Source organism: Krasilnikovia cinnamomea (assembly GCF_004217545.1).
Classification (GTDB): Bacteria; Actinomycetota; Actinomycetes; order Mycobacteriales; family Micromonosporaceae; genus Actinoplanes; species Actinoplanes cinnamomeus.
The window spans coordinates 6,350,388-6,367,090 of record NZ_SHKY01000001.1; the positions used below are offsets into that span (position 1 = coordinate 6,350,388).

12 protein-coding genes are annotated in these 16,703 nt (G+C 73.4%); 9 read left to right on the plus strand and 3 right to left on the minus strand.

Annotated features, from left to right (window positions below; all coding sequences use genetic code 11):
• Positions 1–48 precede the first annotated feature (48 nt).
• From EV385_RS28635 to prfH, 4 genes are all read left to right on the plus strand, one after another.
• On the plus strand, positions 49–5,277 hold the full coding sequence (locus EV385_RS28635) for a diguanylate cyclase (RefSeq protein ID WP_242625122.1): 5,229 nt from the start codon (positions 49–51) through the stop codon (positions 5,275–5,277).
• Between the two features lie 112 nt (positions 5,278–5,389).
• Complete coding sequence (locus EV385_RS28640) at positions 5,390–6,349, plus strand: DUF8189 domain-containing protein (RefSeq protein WP_479723880.1); 960 nt, start codon at positions 5,390–5,392, stop codon at positions 6,347–6,349.
• Positions 6,350–6,584: 235 nt separating this feature from the next.
• Entirely contained in the window at positions 6,585–7,712 is a 1,128-nt protein-coding gene (locus tag EV385_RS28645) for an RNA ligase RtcB family protein (protein ID WP_130512278.1), read from the plus strand.
• A complete protein-coding gene (prfH, locus tag EV385_RS28650) occupies positions 7,709–8,317 on the plus strand; it encodes a peptide chain release factor H (RefSeq protein ID WP_130512279.1) in 609 nt (202 codons plus the stop codon). The genes EV385_RS28645 and prfH overlap by 4 nt, the downstream gene beginning before the upstream one ends.
• 30 nt (positions 8,318–8,347) lie before the next feature.
• Here prfH and EV385_RS28655 read toward each other — a convergent pair whose 3' ends face one another.
• On the minus strand, positions 8,348–9,304 hold the full coding sequence (locus EV385_RS28655; RefSeq protein ID WP_130512280.1) for a LysR family transcriptional regulator: 957 nt from the start codon (positions 9,302–9,304) through the stop codon (positions 8,348–8,350).
• Positions 9,305–9,425: 121 nt separating this feature from the next.
• Here EV385_RS28655 and EV385_RS28660 point away from each other — a divergent pair, with 121 nt between their 5' ends.
• Genes EV385_RS28660 through EV385_RS28670 form a run of 3 tightly spaced genes read left to right on the plus strand, consistent with a single transcriptional unit; the run spans position 9,426 to position 10,662 of the window.
• Complete coding sequence (locus EV385_RS28660; protein ID WP_130512281.1) at positions 9,426–10,040, plus strand: flavodoxin family protein; 615 nt, start codon at positions 9,426–9,428, stop codon at positions 10,038–10,040.
• The gene (locus EV385_RS28665) at positions 10,037–10,462 is read left to right on the plus strand and encodes a nuclear transport factor 2 family protein (protein WP_130512282.1); all 426 of its coding nucleotides are present in this window, start codon (positions 10,037–10,039) and stop codon (positions 10,460–10,462) included. The genes EV385_RS28660 and EV385_RS28665 overlap by 4 nt, the downstream gene beginning before the upstream one ends.
• Complete coding sequence (locus tag EV385_RS28670) at positions 10,450–10,662, plus strand: tautomerase family protein (protein WP_130512283.1); 213 nt, start codon at positions 10,450–10,452, stop codon at positions 10,660–10,662. Before EV385_RS28665 ends, EV385_RS28670 begins: the two co-directional genes overlap by 13 nt.
• On the opposite strand, the gene EV385_RS28675 is transcribed toward EV385_RS28670, so the two are convergent.
• Entirely contained in the window at positions 10,657–12,231 is a 1,575-nt protein-coding gene (locus EV385_RS28675) for a serine/threonine-protein kinase (protein ID WP_130512284.1), read from the minus strand. The genes EV385_RS28670 and EV385_RS28675 overlap by 6 nt on opposite strands.
• A gap of 173 nt (positions 12,232–12,404) precedes the next feature.
• Here EV385_RS28675 and EV385_RS28680 point away from each other — a divergent pair, with 173 nt between their 5' ends.
• Positions 12,405–12,938: a hypothetical protein gene (locus tag EV385_RS28680; RefSeq protein WP_130512285.1), complete on the plus strand. Its 534-nt coding sequence runs from the start codon at positions 12,405–12,407 to the stop codon at positions 12,936–12,938.
• Positions 12,916–15,924: a M48 family metalloprotease gene (locus EV385_RS28685; RefSeq protein WP_130512286.1), complete on the plus strand. Its 3,009-nt coding sequence runs from the start codon at positions 12,916–12,918 to the stop codon at positions 15,922–15,924. The genes EV385_RS28680 and EV385_RS28685 overlap by 23 nt, the downstream gene beginning before the upstream one ends.
• Before the next feature lie 150 nt (positions 15,925–16,074).
• On the opposite strand, the gene EV385_RS28690 is transcribed toward EV385_RS28685, so the two are convergent.
• Complete coding sequence (locus tag EV385_RS28690; RefSeq protein WP_130512287.1) at positions 16,075–16,539, minus strand: phage tail protein; 465 nt, start codon at positions 16,537–16,539, stop codon at positions 16,075–16,077.
• Between the last annotated feature and the right edge of the window lie 164 nt (positions 16,540–16,703).

The window sequence follows — 16,703 nt, forward strand, 5'->3', positions numbered from 1 at the left end:
CCGTCTGACGATATGACAGCGAAGGATGGATCGGACCAGGGGGACCGAGTGAGCGACGCCGGGGCGCGTGGACACCGCTGGTCTGCGGGCAGCCGTCTGGAACTGACCGATCTTGACGTCGGCGCCGAGATCGGCCGCGGCGCCGCCACGGTCGTGTTCCGGGCGCAGCGCCACGGCCGACCGTACGCCCTCAAGCAGCTGCGCGGAGCGGCCGGCCACGAGCCGGAGGCGCTGGCGTCCTTCCGGCGCGAGGCCGCTCTGATGGCATGCGTGGACCATCCGGGCCTGAGGCGCACCCGGGCCGTCGGACTGCTCGACGGACGCCCGGCTCTGGTCGCCGACCTGATCGATGGCGCCCCGCTGTCCGACCTCCTGACCGGCGGCATGCTGGACCAGGCGCGCGTCGTCACGCTCGGCGCGGAGATCGCCCAGGCGCTGGCCGCCGCGCACCAGGCCGGTCTGGTGCACCGCGACCTGAAGCCGCACAACGTCATGGTGCCGCGCTCCGGCCCCGCCGTGTTGATCGACTTCGGCCTGGCCGCCCGCGCCGGAAAGGCGGTCGCCGAGGACAGCGCGGTCGGCACGTTCATCTACAGCTCCCCGGAGCAGACCGGGATGCTCAAGCGCCCGGTCGACGGCCGCTCCGACCTCTACTCCCTCGGGGCCGTACTCTTCGAGTGCCTGACCGGGCACCCGCCGTACCAGAGCCCGGACGTCGGCGCCCTCCTGCGCCAGCATGCCGCCGCGCCGATCCCGGACGTCCGCGAGACCCGGCCGGACGTCGACCCGGCACTCGCCGAGATCGTCACCCGGCTGCTCGCCAAGGACCCCGACGACCGGTTCGGCTCGGCCACCGAACTGCTCACCGCGCTGCGCCGCTGCTCCGACGCCGTTGCGCCCGGCGCGCCGATGATCTGGCCGCTGTACGGCCGCGACGCCGAACTGTCGGCGCTGACGTCGCGCTGGGCCAGGGCGCGCGCCGGGGCCGGTGGCGTCGCCGTGGTGCACGGTCCCGCTGGGTTCGGCAAGACCCGCCTGCTCGAAGCGGTCACCGCGGCCGCCGACGGCGCGCTGGTCCTCGACGTCCGGTGCGGCCCGGACGACACCGTGCCGCTGGCGGCGCTGCGCGAGGCGCTCGACCGCCGTATCCAGCGGTGGCGGGCGCTGCCCGAGGACGAGTGGGTAGCCACCGCGCAGACCGTCCGGGAGTCGGCGCTGGCGGCCGGCGCCAGCCTGCTCAAGCCCCTGTCGGCGGGCCTGGCCGACCTGCTCGCGGACGTTCCGGACATCGTCGCGGAGGGCCGCGACGAGCAGTTCGTCCACGCGGTCGCGACCTTCCTGATCGAACTGTCCACCCGTCTCGGCCCGGTCCTGCTCCGTATCGACGACGCGCACTGGCTCGACGACAGCGGTCGCCGGGTGCTGGCGCACCTGGACCGCAAGCTGGCTGGGGCACCCCTGCTGGTGCTCATCACCGCCGCCCACGACGCGGACACGGCCCCCGGCGAGTTCGCCGCCGGTGCCGACCCGGTGTTGGCGCTCGGTGCGCTGTCCGACGACGACATGGCGGCCCTGGTCGCCTCCCGGCTGCCCGGAGCCCCGGTTCCCGGCGAGCTGGCCGCCCACGTCACCGCCCGTTCCGGCGGCGTGCCCCTGTCCGCAATCGAGTACCTGCGGCGCCTCGTCGACGGCGGGCTGTTGGTGCCGCACTGGGACACCTGGCTGCTCGACGAGGAGGGGCTGGACGCGCTGCCGATTCCGGCCGACGGCCTCGACCTGGTCGTGTCCCGGCTCGACGAGCTGACCGACGCCGAACGTGCCGTCCTGGCCGTGGCGGCCGCCGTCGGCGGCCGCTTCGACCTCGACCTCACCTCGGCCGGCGGGCACTGCGCGGAGGACGTCGCCACGGCGGTGGAGGCGGCCACCGCCCGCCGGCTGGTGGAGGCGCGCGCCGGGGGCCGTTACGGCTTCGTCAACCCGGCCGTCCGCCAGGCCCTGCTCGCCACGCTGGACCCGCACGACCGCCGCCGTCTCCACGCGCGGATCGCCCGGCGCCTCGAAACGCTCGACCCGGCGGCCCGGGAGGCCGACCACGTCTACGCCGTCGCCGGACACTACGCGCAGGCCGACCCGGCCGGCGAGGCGGAGTCGGTGTACCGCACCAGCGTGGCCGCCGGCCGGCAGGCGCTGGCCGACCAGGCGCCCGCCGAGGCCGTCACGTTCCTGGAGCAGGCCGTGCAGGCCGCGGACGCCCACGGGCTGCCGGTCGCCATCGACACCCACCACCTGCTGGCCACGGCGTACCTGCGGGCCGGACGGCTGACGCAGGCGCGGGAGCGGCTCGACCTGGCGCTCGCGCGCTCCGACGATCCATGGCAGCGGGCCGCCCTGTGGACGACCCTCGCCGAGCTGCACAATGTCGCCTACGCCGACGAGGAAGCGGCCAAGGCCGTCATGGCCGGACTGGCCGAGATCGGCCGGCCGCTGCCGGGCAACAAGCTGGCTCGCGTGCTGTCCGGGTTCGTGCCCGCCTTCGGGGCAGCGGTGGTCCGGCGCACCGGCGCCGGGTTCGGCACCGTACGCGGCCGCCGGCGCGAGGAGTACCTCATCCGGGCCCGGCTGCTGGACACCGGCGCCTACGCCGCCGCCCTGGGCATGCGGCTGGACGAGGTGGCCGCGTTCGCCCAGCGCGCCCTGTTCGTGGCGAACCGGCTCGGGCCCGGGGCCCCGCTCGCCCGCGCCTACGCCATGGTGGGCTTCATCGCGGTCATGGTCCGGCTGCGGGGCGTCGGCCTGCGCTGCTTCGCCCGCGCGGCCCGCTACGCCGCCGACCTGGCCGACCCCGCCCTCGTCGCGTACGTCGACTTCACGCGCACCGTGGGGCTGCTGTTCTCCGGCTCCGGCGACTCCGGCCGGGAATGGGACGAGATACTGGACCGCCACGCCCGGTGGCTGGAGCCCGCCCAGTTCATCGCCGGCATGGGCACCCTCGGCATGCGCCAGGTCCTGCGCGGCAATCCGCGCGAGGCACAGGCCTGCTACGAGCGGGGCATCGCCGTGCTACCGGCCGGGCGGGAGATCAGCGGCACCAGTCTCGCCGCCCTGTCGGTCATGATCCCGGCTCAGCAGGGCCACCTCGGCGAGGCGGCCGCCGCGCTCGCCGACCTGCAGGGATCGTTCGACCACGACACCGCGGGCATCCAGCAGCGCCGCACCCTGGCGCTGGCCGCCATGCATTCGCTCGTCGAACAGGGCGAGTTCGGCGAGCTGTTCGAGGCGGCCGTCGCCGACTTCGAGCGGATCGCCGCCGGTGGCGGGCTGATGACCCACCACAACTGGTGCTACACCTATGTCGCCTACGGCCGCCTCACCCAGTGCCGGCTCGCCCCCGAGCCGGACGCCGGCCTCCTGGCCGCCGCCCACGCGGCCGTGCGCGAACTCGGCCGGCACACGGCCACGCCGCTGCTGGGCGTGGCGCACGCGCTGACCCGGGCCGCGCTCCTGCTGCTGGAGGGCAAGTACAGCGCCGTCCTGCGCCTGGTCGACCGCATCGAACGCAAGGCGCGGCCCCTGGACTCGCCGCTGGTCGCCTTCGAGATCGCCCGGTTGCGGGCCCGGGCACTGCGCCGCACCGGCATCACCGGCGAGGCGGACCGGCAGGCGCAGTGGGCGCACATGATCGCGACCCGGTACGGCCTGGAGAGCCGGGCACGTCAGGTCCGCGCCGAGTTCGACATCACCGACGCCACCTCCGCCGCACCGGTCACGCGGATGGGGGAGCGGGTCACGAGGACGGTCGTCAACCGGCGCATGGAAGCCCTCCAGCAGGTCAGCATCGCCGCCGCCTCGGTCCTCGACCCGGACCGGCTGGCCCGGATCGCGCTGGACGAGACACTGCGCATCCTCGGCGCCGAGCGCGCACTGATGTTCCTGGTCGACGACGGTGGCCGGGTCCGCCCGTTCGTCGGCCGCGACGCCGTCGGCGGCGACCTCGACGCGGTCAGCGACTACGGCTCCAGCCTGGTGCAGCGCGTCGCGGACACCGGCGAGGCGCTCGTGGTGACCGGCACCGAACACGGCGCCTCGCTGGGCTCCGAGAGCGTGGTGGTGCACGGCCTGCGCAGCATCATGGTCGCCCCGGTGCAGTTCAAGGGCCGGCTCATCGGCATCGTCTACCTGGACAGCCGGATGGCGCGCGGCATCTTCACCGAGGACGACGTCGAGGTGCTGACCGCGATCACCAGCCACGTCGCCGTGTCCCTGGAGACCGCCCGCGCCGCCCAGCTCGACCTCGCCGTGCGCACCGCGCGCCGCCAGCAGGAGCTGGCGGAGACGCTGCGCGCCAGCCTCGCCGAACTGACCACGATCCTCGACCCCGCGCAACTGCTGCACCATCTCTTCACGACCCTGCACACCCAGCTCGGTGCCGCGACCGCCGCCCTGCTGCGTGGCGGCGACTCGCTGACGGTCACGCACCTGGCGGGCCCGGCACCCGGAGCGGTCGGCCGTCAGGTGGACCCGGGCACCGACCGGGCCTGGGCCGCGCTGGGCGCCGTCGAATCCGTGACCGTGCTGCGCGCCGGACAGGCGCCGCCCGTCGTCGCCGAGTTGCTCGGTGACCACCCGACGACGCTCGTGGTGCCGCTGGTCAACCGTGACGGTCCGGTCGGCGTGGTGCTGCTGGCGGGGCGCGCCTTCGACGACACCGCACGCAATGTGGCCGCCACACTGACCGGCCAGGGCATGACCGCCTACCACAACGCGCAACTGTTCACCCGGGTGCAGGAGCTGGCCACCACGGACGAGCTGACCGGTGTGCACAACCGCCGGCACTTCTTCTCGCTGGCGACGGCGCTGTTCGGTGCGGCGCGGCGCGGCGGCCACGGGCTCAGCGCGGCGATGCTCGACATCGACAACTTCAAGAAGATCAACGACACGTACGGGCACGGCGTCGGCGACGACGTCATCCGCGAGGTCGCCCACCGCATCGCCGCCGCCCTGCGGGAATCAGACATTCTCGGCCGTTACGGCGGCGAGGAGTTCGCGGTGGTTCTGCCGGACTGCGCCGACATCGACATCGCCCCGCTCGAACGGATCCGGTCGGCCGTGGCGGCGGAACCGGTGCTGACCCGGGACGGGCCCGTCACCGTGACGATCAGCATCGGCCTGGCCGCCCTCAACGTGCACGACGACGGCCTCGACCAGCTGCTCGCCCGCGCGGACCACGCCCTGTACGAGGCGAAGACGGGCGGACGCAACAAGGTGATTGCCGTCTAGCAACAAGGTTTCACGGGTCGTAATCCCGTCCCTCCATTGTGGTTACAAGCATCGACTACGGTCGATCTAGGCGTGCCGAACGCGCGCCACTGATCACGAGGAGAGACAAGTGATGGCTCAGGAGGCCCGCGGTGGCGTCGGCCGACGGTTCGTCCGCGCCGCCGTAGCGGGCATCGTGGCGATCGTGGTGGCATTGGCGCTGGTCGGCGGGCAGCCGGCGACGGCCCAGGCGGCGTTGCCGTCGGGCTGGTCGGGCTGGTCGCAGGTCCCCGGCGGCGGCGCGACGTACGACTCGCCCGCGACCGTCAGCTACAACGACATCCAGTACCTGTTCGTCCGGGGCACGAACAACCGGATCTATGTGCAACGGCACAACGGGGTGCTCTGGTCCGGCTGGGGCGAGGTGCCGGGCGGCGGCCTCACCACCTCCGGCCCGGCGGCCGTGGTGTACCAGTCACAGCTCTATCTCTTCGTCCGGGGCACGGACGACCGGATCTACGTGAACCGGCTGAACGGCACCTCGTGGTCCGGCTGGTCCCAGCTCCCCGGCGGCGGAGCCACCCACGGCGCCCCGGCGGCGACGGTTTTCCAGAGCACGCTGTACCTGTTCGTCCAGGGCACCGACAACCGCATCTACGTCAACCGGTACACGAACACGTGGGGCGGTTGGTCGGAGGTCGCCGGCGGGGGTGCGACACCGTCCGGCCCCGCGGCGGTGGTCTACCAGAGCACGCTGTACCTGATCGTGCAGGGCACCGACAACGCGATCTACGTGAACAGGCTGGGGTCCAGCTGGTCCGGGTGGGCGCAGGTCCCGGGTGGTGGCCGCACGCCGTCGTCCCCGTCCGCCGTGGTCTACCGCGGTGAGCTCGGCGTGTTCGTCCGGGGCACGGACAACGCGATCTACCTCAACTCGCTGGGCAGCGCGTGGTCCGGATGGTCGCAGGTCCCGGGTGGCGGCGCGACCCCGTCCGGACCGGGCGCCGGGGTGTACCAGAGCGTGCTTCACCTGTTCGTCCGTGGCACCGACAACGCGATCTACCTGAACCGGCTCGGGCCGCCCCTGAGCTGACCCGCGCACGGCACTGCCCCGGAACCGGGCGACCTGGTCGCCCGGTTCCGGGGCACTGTCCATTCGGCGAGGCAGCGACCGGTCAGACCGGCGGACGGATATTCGGTTGCGCCCGGACGCGGGGCGGGCGAGGCTGTCCGGCATGACGTACTGATGCCACCACCCAGGTCCTTCTTCTCCGACGGCCCATGCCTGCTTCGGGCAGCCGTTCTCCCTGTGGAAATGAGCATCTGTTTTGTCTGATCGGTCGATCACCACGACTGTCACCGTCTTCGCGTCCCCGAGCAGCTGGATCGAGTCCGCCGCGCTCGACCAGTGCTACCAGGTCGCCGCCCTGCCCGGCATGCGGCACGTCGCCGGGATGCCCGACCTGCACCCCGGCAAGGGCGCCCCGATCGGCGCCGCCATGACCTCGTCCGTGCTGTACCCGTTCCTGGTCGGCTCGGACATCGGCTGCGGCATCGCGGTCTTCCCGCTGCGACTGAAGCGGGCCGTGCCGGAGAAGCTCGCCGCCCGCTTTCCCGACCTGGACATCCCGCTCGACCCGGACGACGGCGACCCGGCCTGGGCGGTCCTCGACGGCGGCATCCCGGCCGGGCACACCGAGAGCCTCGGCACCGTCGGCCGTGGCAACCACTTCGTCGAGCTGGCCCGGGTCGGCACGATCTTCGACGCCGGGCACGCCGAGCGCCTCGGGCTGGCCGCCGGCGACCTGGTGCTGATCGTGCACAGCGGCTCGCGCGGCCTCGGCGAGCGGATCCTGCGGACGCACACCGAGGTGCACGGTGCCGGGCCGGCCGCCGATCCGGCGGCCTACCTGGCGGCGCACGACGACGCCGTCCGCTGGGGCTCGCTGAACCGGCGGCTGATGGCTGCCCGCGTCGCCCACGCGCTCGGTGCGCCGTACGCGCCGCCGATCGTCGACGAGTGCCACAACCTCGTGGAGATCCGCGACGGCGAGTTCCTGCACCGCAAGGGCGCGGCGCCCGGCGACGGGCGCGACGTCCTGGTCGCCGGCACCCGTGGCACGCCGTCGTTCCTGGTCGCCGGGCATGCGGGGGCCGAGGCGGGCTTCTCCGTCGCGCACGGCGCCGGCCGCAAGATGTCGCGGGCCGACGCACTGCGGCGCGGCCGGGCGAAACACACGGTCGAGGAGCTCCGGCGTACGCCCGTGGGGTCGCTCGTGGTCTGCGGCGACCGGCAGCTGCTGTTCGAGGAGGCGCCGACCGCGTACAAGCGCATCGAGCAGGTGATCGGCGATCTGGTCGAGCACGGGCTGGCCACCCGGGTGGCCAGCACGGTGCCGCTGGTCACCTACAAGACCGCCGACGTCGAGCCGCGCCGCCGCAGGGGGCGGCGATGAGCACGCATCTGTTGATGTCCGCCGGGCGCGGGCCGCAGGAGTGCTCGTGGGCGCTCGCCCAGGTGGCGCGGCGGCTCGAGGCGGACGCGTGTGGCCGGACGGTGACGGTGGAGCGGGTGCAGACCGTCGCGGGTGAGCGGCCGGGGACGTTCCGGTCGGTGCTGTTGCGGATCTCGGGGGACACGGCCGACGAGTTCGCCGCGTCCTGGACCGGGACGGTGTGCTGGCAAGCGCCGAGCCCGTACCGCAGGGGCTCGGGCCGCAAGAACTGGTACGTCACCGTTCAGCCGTGCCGGGTCGGCGCCGCGCGCACGGTCTTCGACGAGTCCGACGTGGACATCGTCGCGGTGCGTACCGGCGGGCCGGGCGGCCAGCACCGCAACAAGGCGAGCACGGCGGTGCGCGCCACGCACCGACCGTCCGGGACCGTCGTGGTCGTCGACACCGAGCGCCAGTTCACGCTGAACCGAAGGATCGCCCTGCAACTGCTGCGCGGGCGGCTGGAGCGCGGTGACGCGGCGGCCGGTCGGGAGGCGACCACCGCCCGCTGGCGGATCCACGACGGGTTGGTCCGCGGCGACCCGGTGCGGGTGCTCAAGCCATGAGTTCCTGATCCATCCGCCGACACCATCCGGTCACGACGCGTTGCCGCCGTGTGCCTGGAGGACGCGGGGTGGTGTGTGTGCTTCGGGGCCGGTGCGGGTGAGCGTCTCGACCAGCACCTCGGCGAAGGCATCCACCGCCTCGGACTGTTCGGAGTGCCGGGTGGCGCAATACCAGGTGCGTCGCTGGTTCGGGCCGTCGATCGGCACGGCGGCGACGCCGTGGCCGGTCAGGTACGGCGCCACGGTCCAGAGCGGCATGACGGTGACCGCGTCGCCGGTGACGACCGATTCGATGATCAGGTCCGTGGTGACCGGTGCCGTGGTGAGCCGGCCCGGGTGGGCCCCGGGCGGGATCGGCAGCGCGACGGCGGGCACCCGGCGCGGGTCGTACGCGTCGACGAGGACGAGGTGGGCGTCGGCGAAGTCCGCACCGCGCACGAGCGCCCGCGCCGCCCAGGCATGGTCCTCGGCCACGACGGCCACCAGCTCGTCGTCGAAGAGGTGGTGCAGCCGGAGCTGGGTCATCCCCGCGTCGAGCTTCGTGACGAGCGCGAGGTCGAGGTCGCCGCGCAGCAGCGCCGGGATCACCTCCGTGTCGGGCAGGTGCTCGATCAGGACCTCGACGCCGGGCATCCGGGCGCGGAAGGCGCGCAGCACCGGCGGGAGCCATTGGTACGTTCCGGCGCACTGGGAGGTGAGCCGGACCGGTGCGGCACGCCCCTGACCGGTGCGGCGGACGTCGTGGGTCGCCGCCCGCAGCTCCGCCAAGGTGGAATGGGCCGCCTGGACCATGCGCCTGCCCGCGCGGTTGGCGACCAGGCGGCGGCCGCGCCGCTCGAACAGCGGGGTTCCGAGGCGCTCCTCCAGCCGGATCAAACGCTGGCTCAACGCCGGCTGGCTGAGGTACAGCTGCTGGGCGGCCGCGGTGAGCGTGGCGCCGCGGTCCAGGGCCTCCAGCAGTTCGAGGTCGCGCAGATCGACATCCATAACCTGAGCTTAGTGTTGCTATCGAAGTTTCGTCTTGGACGAATGCTTGGCGCGTTCCTAACGTCTATTGCAGCTCGGGTGATCAAGCCGAGCGGTGCCAGCAGACGACAAGGAGCAAGACGTGACGCGCGTTGCGATCATCTACCACAGCGGATACGGCCACACCCGGGTGCAGGCGGAGGCGGTCCGGGACGGTGCGCGGTCCGTCCCCGGTGTACAGGTCGACCTGGTCGCCGTCGACGACAGCCCGTACCCGTGGGAGGTGCTGGACCGCGCCGACGCGATCATCTTCGGTTCGCCCACGTACATGGCCGGCGTCTCCGCGCCCTTCAAGGCGTTCCTGGACGCCACCGCCAGCCGGTGGGCGGAACAGGGCTGGAAGGACAAGCTGGCCGCGGGGTTCACCAACTCCGCGGGCATCAACGGCGACAAGCTGGCCGCGTTGCAGCATCTCGCGCTGTTCGCCATGCAACACGGCATGGTCTGGGTCGGTCTCGGGCTGCTGCCTGGCAATCACAGCAGCACGGGCACTCCGGAGGACCTCAACCGGCTGGCGTCCTTCGTGGGCGCGATGGCGCAGTCGCCCGCCGACCTGGGCCCGGAGGCCGGCCCCTCGGCCTCGGACCGGCGCACCGCGGAGCACCTCGGCAAGCGGGTGGCCCGGATCGCGCGGGGCTGGCACCCGGACGCCGGGGATGCGGACCGGTCCGCGACCGCGTCGACGGTCGCGGCATGACCGGGCCGCTCACCGAACCCGACGCCCGCACCCGGGAGGCGATCGAATCGGTCCTCCAGCTCTACTTCGACGGGCTCCATCACAGCGACACCACCCGGCTCGCCCGGGCCTTCCACCCGCAGGCGACGTACGCCAGCGCCACCGGCGGGACTCTCACCCATCTCACCCTGGACGCCTACTTTCCGATCGTCGACGCCCGCCCGGCACCGGCCGCCCGCGCCGAGACCAGACGCGACGCCGTGATCTCCATCCAGCTGGCCGGTCCGGTCACGGCCAGCGCGGTCGTCACCTGCGCGATCGGCCCCAAGCGGTTCATCGACCTGCTCACCCTGGTCCGCGTCGACGACCGCTGGCAGATCATCAGCAAGGTCTTCCACTACGACCTCGCGGAAACCGAGGAGCCTGCGGCATGCCTTACGTGAACATCCGGGTGACCGACGAGGGCGTCACCGACACCCAGAAGGCGGCGCTGATCCACGGCGTCACGGAGCTGCTGCGGCAGGTCCTGGACAAGGATCCGGCCACCACGCACGTCGTCATCGACGAGGTGCCACTGGCGAACTGGGGCGTGGCCGGGTTGCCCGTGCCGCGCTACCGGGCGCGCGATGGGGGGTCCTCATGACGGGCCGCTGTTCTTGCCCTTCTTCTTTCCCTTGCCGCTCTTGCCCTCGCTCTTTCCCGGGCCGTGGTCGTCGTCGCCGGTCCGGCCCTTCGGCGGGGCCGCGGCGGGCGGCGTGGTCGACACCGTGACGGAGAAGGCGGCCTGGCAGGTCGTGCCGTTGAGCTGGAAGCGGGTCGGCAGCGAGGCCGTGTTCCGGTAGGTGGCGTCGAAGCCGGTGGGTATGGCGGCGTGCGGCTCCACAGTGCCACCCCGGGCCTGGACCGAGCGGCCCGTCTGCTGCCACTGCGCGGCCCAACCGCGGGTGATGTGCTGCTCGGATGGGAAGGTGAAGGTGAGCCGCCAGTTCTTCACCCGGGTCTTGCCGGTCTGGGCGATCGTGACGGCGGTGGAGAACCGGCCGTCGCCGGTGTGCCGCATGGCGTAGCGGACGGAGCATTGCGGCTTCGGCGGATTCGCCGGCGCGGCGGCGGCCGGACCGGTCAGGCGCGCGGCGTCTGGGTTGCCGGAGTCTGCCCCGAGCCGGCCGGGACCGAACACCGCCACGGGCAGCAGCACGACGGCGGCGCCCAGCGGCACGAGGATCCCGCGCCGTGACGGCATACGCCACCGGCGTCGAGCCGGCGTGTTCGGCGCCGAATGGGCCTGCGGGGCAAGGCCGGACAGGTGCGGGACGGTGTCGGCCGGTGGCGGCTCGGTCAGCAGGCGTGACGCGGCGTCGCCCGCGGCGTCCGGGGTGAGCACGGAGGGCAGGACGCCGGCCACCCGGCCGAGGGTCGCCGCGGCCTGCGCCGCGGCGGGCCGGGCGTCCGGTCGCTTGGCCAGGCACCGCCGGCACAGCTTGACCACCTCCGGTGGGAGGCCGTCGACGCGCGGCAGGGCGGCCGGTTCGTGGTAGAGGTGCGCTTTGAGCATCTCGGTGGTGGTGGAGGCGTTCCAGGGCAGGTGCCCGGTCAGCATGCGGTAGAGCAGCAGTCCCAGCGCGTACACGTCGGTGGCGCCATGCACGGGCCCGCCGTTGAGCCGTTCCGGTGCCAGGTAGGCGGGCGTCCCGAGCAGCTCGCCGTTGGGCCGGTCGGTGTCGCCGATGCTGGCCGAGATACCGAAGTCGACCAGCTTGACGCCGTGGCCGTTGACCATCACGTTGCTCGGCTTGACGTCGCGGTGCGCGATCTCCCGGTCGTGCGCGGCCGCCAGCGCGGCCGCGACCTGGGCACCGACGAGGACCGCGACCCGCCACGGCAACGCCCCACCGCTGAGCAGCTGTTCGAGGGAGCGCCCCTCGACGAGTTCCATCACGACGTACGGAAATGATCGGCCGTCGTCGCTGTGCTGCTGTCCGTAGTCATAGACCTGGACGATGTTGGGGTGTCGCAGGCCGGCCGCCGCCCGGGCCTCCAGATGGATGCGACGGACCAGTGGCGCGTCCGCGGCCAGCCGAGGCGAGAGGACCTTGACCGCCACATCCCGTCCGAGCACGTCGTCGTGGGCACGCCAGACCACCGACATTCCGCCCTCGCCCAGGCGGTCCACCAGCCGGTACCGGCCGTCCAGCACATACCCACGGTCCATGACCATGCCCTTGCCCGGCTTGCCGCGCCGGAAAACGACGCCTGCCTGCCTGGTCCGAGCGCATGCGTGCGGTCGTGCGCAACGACATGAATCCGTCACGCCGGGTGGCGATCGCTCGGGTGAAGTCCGTCTATCCTGTACGCACTGAGATCGAGTCGTCACGAGGAGATCAGGTGACTGAACGCGCTGCGCACGGGGCGACTGATCGCTCCCGACCGACCGGCGGGACGGTGACGGTCGAGTTGGGAGAGTTGGCGCATGCGGCGGTGGTGGCCACCGCGCCGGACCAGATCGACCTGTACACGGCGGCCACGGCGCGGCGGGATGCCGGGGCCGGGCACCGGCGCCCCGGCTGGACGGGCGGATCGATCGGCTCCGGGCTCGAACCGGTGCTGCTGGCCGAGGTGATCGGCCCGATACTGCTCGGTGCCTCGGCGGAGGTGCTGGGCGCCGCGACGGTTGCCACCTGGCGCGGCCGGCGCCGGTGGTTTCGGCGCGGGTGGTGGTCGCGGCGCCGGGGACCGGCGCAGGCCGGGCCCCGGACCCGGGTGACGCTCGACGCGGACCAGGTGGAAGCCCTGCGGTCGGCGTGCGTGCGACACGGGACGACGCTCGGACTCAGCGAGGCCGAGGCGACGCTGCTCGCCGACGCCGTGCACGGCGCCCTGTGCCGAGCGTTGGCGGATGCCCAGCACGTCGATGAGTAGCACGGCGGCGGTGCCGCGCCCGCCGGCCACGGTCACCGGTTCGCCGGCGGTCCCGGCGCCCCGCCGCCTCGTGTCGATGTACGTGCTGGTCGCGGTCGCGCTGGTGCTGTTGGGTGGCGGCGCGGCGGCGGCGATGCGCGACGCGTACAGCGCGCGGCACGCGGCCGCCGCGGTGCGCTGCCTGAGCGAGCAGGGGATCGACTGGACGGCGCTGCGGCGGCTCGATTCGCCGTGGCAGCGCAGCCCGGAGATCCGGGAACGGATCCGCACCTGCGTCGCGCCGAACGCCCGCGACCAGAGCCTGTTCATGCTGGCCGGCGGCATCGCGCTGCCGTTGGCCGCCGCGCTGCTCATGCTCGGCGGAGCGGTGCTGGTGCGGTGGCGGCTGGCCCGCGGTGCGGTTCCCCCGGCGGGCACCGCCGCGGCCGGGTGGGCCACCGAACGCTTCGCGGCCTGGTGCGACCTGCTCGGCCTCACCGGCCGGCGGCGGCCCCGGCTCGTACTCAGCGCGCCGTACGCGTCGGGGCGGCAGGCGTTCACCACCGGCCTGCCGTTCGGGGCGCCGCGGGTGGTGCTGCCGCTGGGTCACGCGTACCTGGAGCCCGCGCGGTTCGACGTGCTGGTGCTGCACGAACTCGCCCATGTGCGGTCGCGGGACGTGTCCTGGGCGGCGGCGGTGTGGTGGACCGGTTGGCTCAGCGTGCCGGTGCTGCTGGTGGCGCTGAGCCCGCTGGCGCGGTGGCCCCGGCAACGCGGGGCGCTGCTGGCCGAGTACCTGCCCTCATTCGCCGTGGCGGTCGCGCTGTCGGTGCTCGTGCTCGGCCTGCGGGCGGCCCTGCTGCGGCGGCGCGAGTTCGCGGCGGACCGCTACGCGCGGGAGGTTCTCGGCGACCCCGACGCGCTGCGCGGACTGCTGGGCTCCGCCCCGGCCCGGCCCGCCCGGAGGCTGGCGGGGTGGGGGCTGGCGGGGTGGGGGCTGGCGGGGTGGCTCCGGCGGCTGCGGGAGGTGCACCCGCCGCCCGCGGTGCGCGCCGGCGCCGACCCGGCCGCACCGGACCGGTGGGAGGGCGGGTTCGCCGTCAGCGCCGCGAGCGCACTGCTGGCGATGTTGACGGTGCAGACCGCCTACACCGCCCTGGCGGTCCCCGGCCTCGCCTGGAACGCGCGGCTGCCGCTGAACCTGGCGACGGCCGCCGGGAGTCTGCTGTGGGCAGGCGTGATCGTCCCGGCCTGGTGGCGCCGCGCGCGACAGGCCACGGCGGCGGGCGGCGCGCCGACCTGGTCCGGACCGGTGGCCGGCGTGGTGGTCGGCACGGTCGCGGGTTTCCTGATCCAGATCCCCGGACAATCGACCCGTACGTCCCTGGGACTCTGGCAGGCCCAGTTCGCCGGCCATCTGACGCTCGGTGCCGGGACCGTGGCCGTGGTGGCGGCGGGCGTGGCCGTGCTGACCGCCGGGCTCGCCGTGACGGCGGACCGGGCCGGCTGGGCGGTTGCCGCGGTCCTCACCGGCGCGGCCGCGTGGACCACCGCGTTCACGGCGTCCATCTGGGTCCTGGTCGGATATCTGCAGAGCGGCGGCCCCGATCGCATCCGGACCATGCTGGTGGGCGCCGGACTGTGGGAGTGGGGATGGGCCCCGCCGCTCGTCCTGCTCGGCTGCGGACTCGCCGCGCTGCGCCGCCGTGCCGTCCCGGTGCCCGTCGCGGCGTGGGTGATCGGTGTCGCGGCGGCCACCGGCGGAGTCGCCGCCGGATTGAGCTGGCGGCTCCGGATCGACTCCGCCGACTCCGACGATCTGCTGTTCGTCCTGCTCAGCCAGCGTTCCATGATCTGCGCCTGGGCCGGGTGGGTCGTGCTGGCGGTGCTGCTCGCCTCCCGCCGGGGCGGGCCGGGGACGACCGCTGCGATGGTGTCCGCGATCCCCGGCGCGCTGGCCGGTGGGTTCGTCGCCGCGGCCGTGGCCGGCGCGGTCACGTTCGGGGTCGCCGCCGCCGGTGGCCGCGGGCTCAGCGTGGGCGTGCTGCTGGCCGCGGTCCGCTGGCCGGTATGGCAGCTCTTCGTCGCGGCCGTCCTGACCTTGCCGGTGTTGCTGGCCGGGCTGCGCCTCCTGGAGCGGTACCGGCGGCGGGCGCGGCGGCCGGTAACCGGCCGCGTCGCCGCGCCCGCCACGGGCCTGCTCGTCGGACTGTTCGGCCTGGCGCTGGTCGGCGGCGCGCTGCCGCCGCTGGCCGTCGGCCCGCACGACTGGTCGGACTACCTGGCCTCCCTGGACACGGCACCCGGCCGGGATCCGGCCGCCGGTTTCGCGGTCCCGCCCGCGCCGTCCGCGCCCACCGGGACCGGCGGCGGCGATCCGGGCCGTCCGCTCGACGCCGCCGCGGCCACCGCGGCGCTCGGCGTCGCCGACCGGCTGCTGCCGGCCGGGCATCGCCGCGTCGAGATGGAACCCGGGGGCGGTGGCACGGTCCCGGACCTACGGCCGCGGACGTGCCGCGCGGCGTTCGCCCGTCACGCGGACGCGGAGCGGGCGCGGGCCCGCACCGCGGACGTCGCGCGCAAGTACACGATCTCGGTGGGCCCGCACCCGGAGGTGACGGTCACCCTCGGCATCACGTCGTACGTGACGCCGGTCCGCGACTTCCGGCTCGATCGGGAGCTGACCGAGCGGTGCGCGCACCTCACCATCCCGTCGTCGGTGACCGACACCGGCGTGATGGAGGGGGGATACGTGAGCGGGCCGCCCCCGGCCGTGTCGTACCCGGCGTACCGGACCGACTTCACCCTCACGGGCCGGGTCCGTTCCCTGGCCGGGGTGTCGACGGTGCTGTCGGAGCGGGTCCTCGTCGGACACAACGCCGTGTACGTCGACATCCTGCTCGGCAGTTCCGGCGGGCCGCCGTCGGCGGAGGTGCTCGCCTACCGCGACCGGCTCGCCGAGGCGCTCCTCCTCGCGGTCATCGGAGACCTCCGGCTCGACCGCTGACCTTCTCGGAGCCGCCGGGGGTGGGACGGGGCCGGCGCACCCGCTCGGCGATCTTGTGAGCTTCATCATGGCCTCTGCCGCGCAGGTCTCCTGGTCGGGCGAGCCCCAACGGCGCGACACCCCGTCTACAAAGGTCCGTCCGCTCCGGGGTCAGTACTCGTTCTTGATGGTGAAGTAGGAGCCGCGGATCGTCCCCGCCAGCTTCGACTTCTGCCGGGCGAACTTGAACTTCTCGGCGAGCTCGCCGGGAACGTCCATCCCGTCGGAGAGCTTGAACCCGACCGCCCGCTTTCCGGAGTCGTCGAGGGTGTACAGCACGTTGATCGACAGGCCGCTCTCGTAGAAGACGTAGGCCCAGCGGATGTTCTCGACCTGGAACTCGGTGGCCTCCAGCGGGCGGGATGCGATGACGATGTCGCGTTCCTCCTTCAGGATCTTGTGTATCCAGTCGATGGTCGCCTTCGCGTCGCTCGCGGGCCGCACCGTGAAATCGTGGTCGTACTTGTTCTTGAAATAGCGGGACTCGTTCGCCCGCAGGCCGGCCAGGGCGTCCGCGACCGGTGACGACTCCAGGCCGACGGTCGAGACGGTGGTGAAATCCACGAGGTAAGCCATGACGCACTCCCGAAACACGCCAACGCATATGTCCGTTTTACGTCGGCCGGAGGCTACCACGGTCATATAGTCCGTGGTGGCGCAAACGGCGCCGACGCCGCGTTACAAATGTTGACGGGGGCGGATGCATCGATCATCGTGGATATCCAACGCCCCGGTGCACG

Bases quoted from the DNA above. Each gene is read 5' to 3' on its own strand.
- EV385_RS28640 (WP_479723880.1), top strand. From the start codon at position 5,390: ATGGCTCAGGAGGCCCGCGGTGGCGTCGGCCGACGGTTCGTCCGCGCC.
- EV385_RS28685 (WP_130512286.1), top strand. From the start codon at position 12,916: ATGCCCAGCACGTCGATGAGTAGCACGGCGGCGGTGCCGCGCCCGCCG.
- EV385_RS28690 (WP_130512287.1), bottom strand. From the start codon at position 16,539: ATGGCTTACCTCGTGGATTTCACCACCGTCTCGACCGTCGGCCTGGAG.
- EV385_RS28655 (WP_130512280.1), bottom strand. From the start codon at position 9,304: ATGGATGTCGATCTGCGCGACCTCGAACTGCTGGAGGCCCTGGACCGC.
- prfH (WP_130512279.1), top strand. From the start codon at position 7,709: ATGAGCACGCATCTGTTGATGTCCGCCGGGCGCGGGCCGCAGGAGTGC.
- EV385_RS28670 (WP_130512283.1), top strand. From the start codon at position 10,450: ATGCCTTACGTGAACATCCGGGTGACCGACGAGGGCGTCACCGACACC.
- EV385_RS28675 (WP_130512284.1), bottom strand. From the start codon at position 12,231: ATGGACCGTGGGTATGTGCTGGACGGCCGGTACCGGCTGGTGGACCGC.
- EV385_RS28665 (WP_130512282.1), top strand. From the start codon at position 10,037: ATGACCGGGCCGCTCACCGAACCCGACGCCCGCACCCGGGAGGCGATC.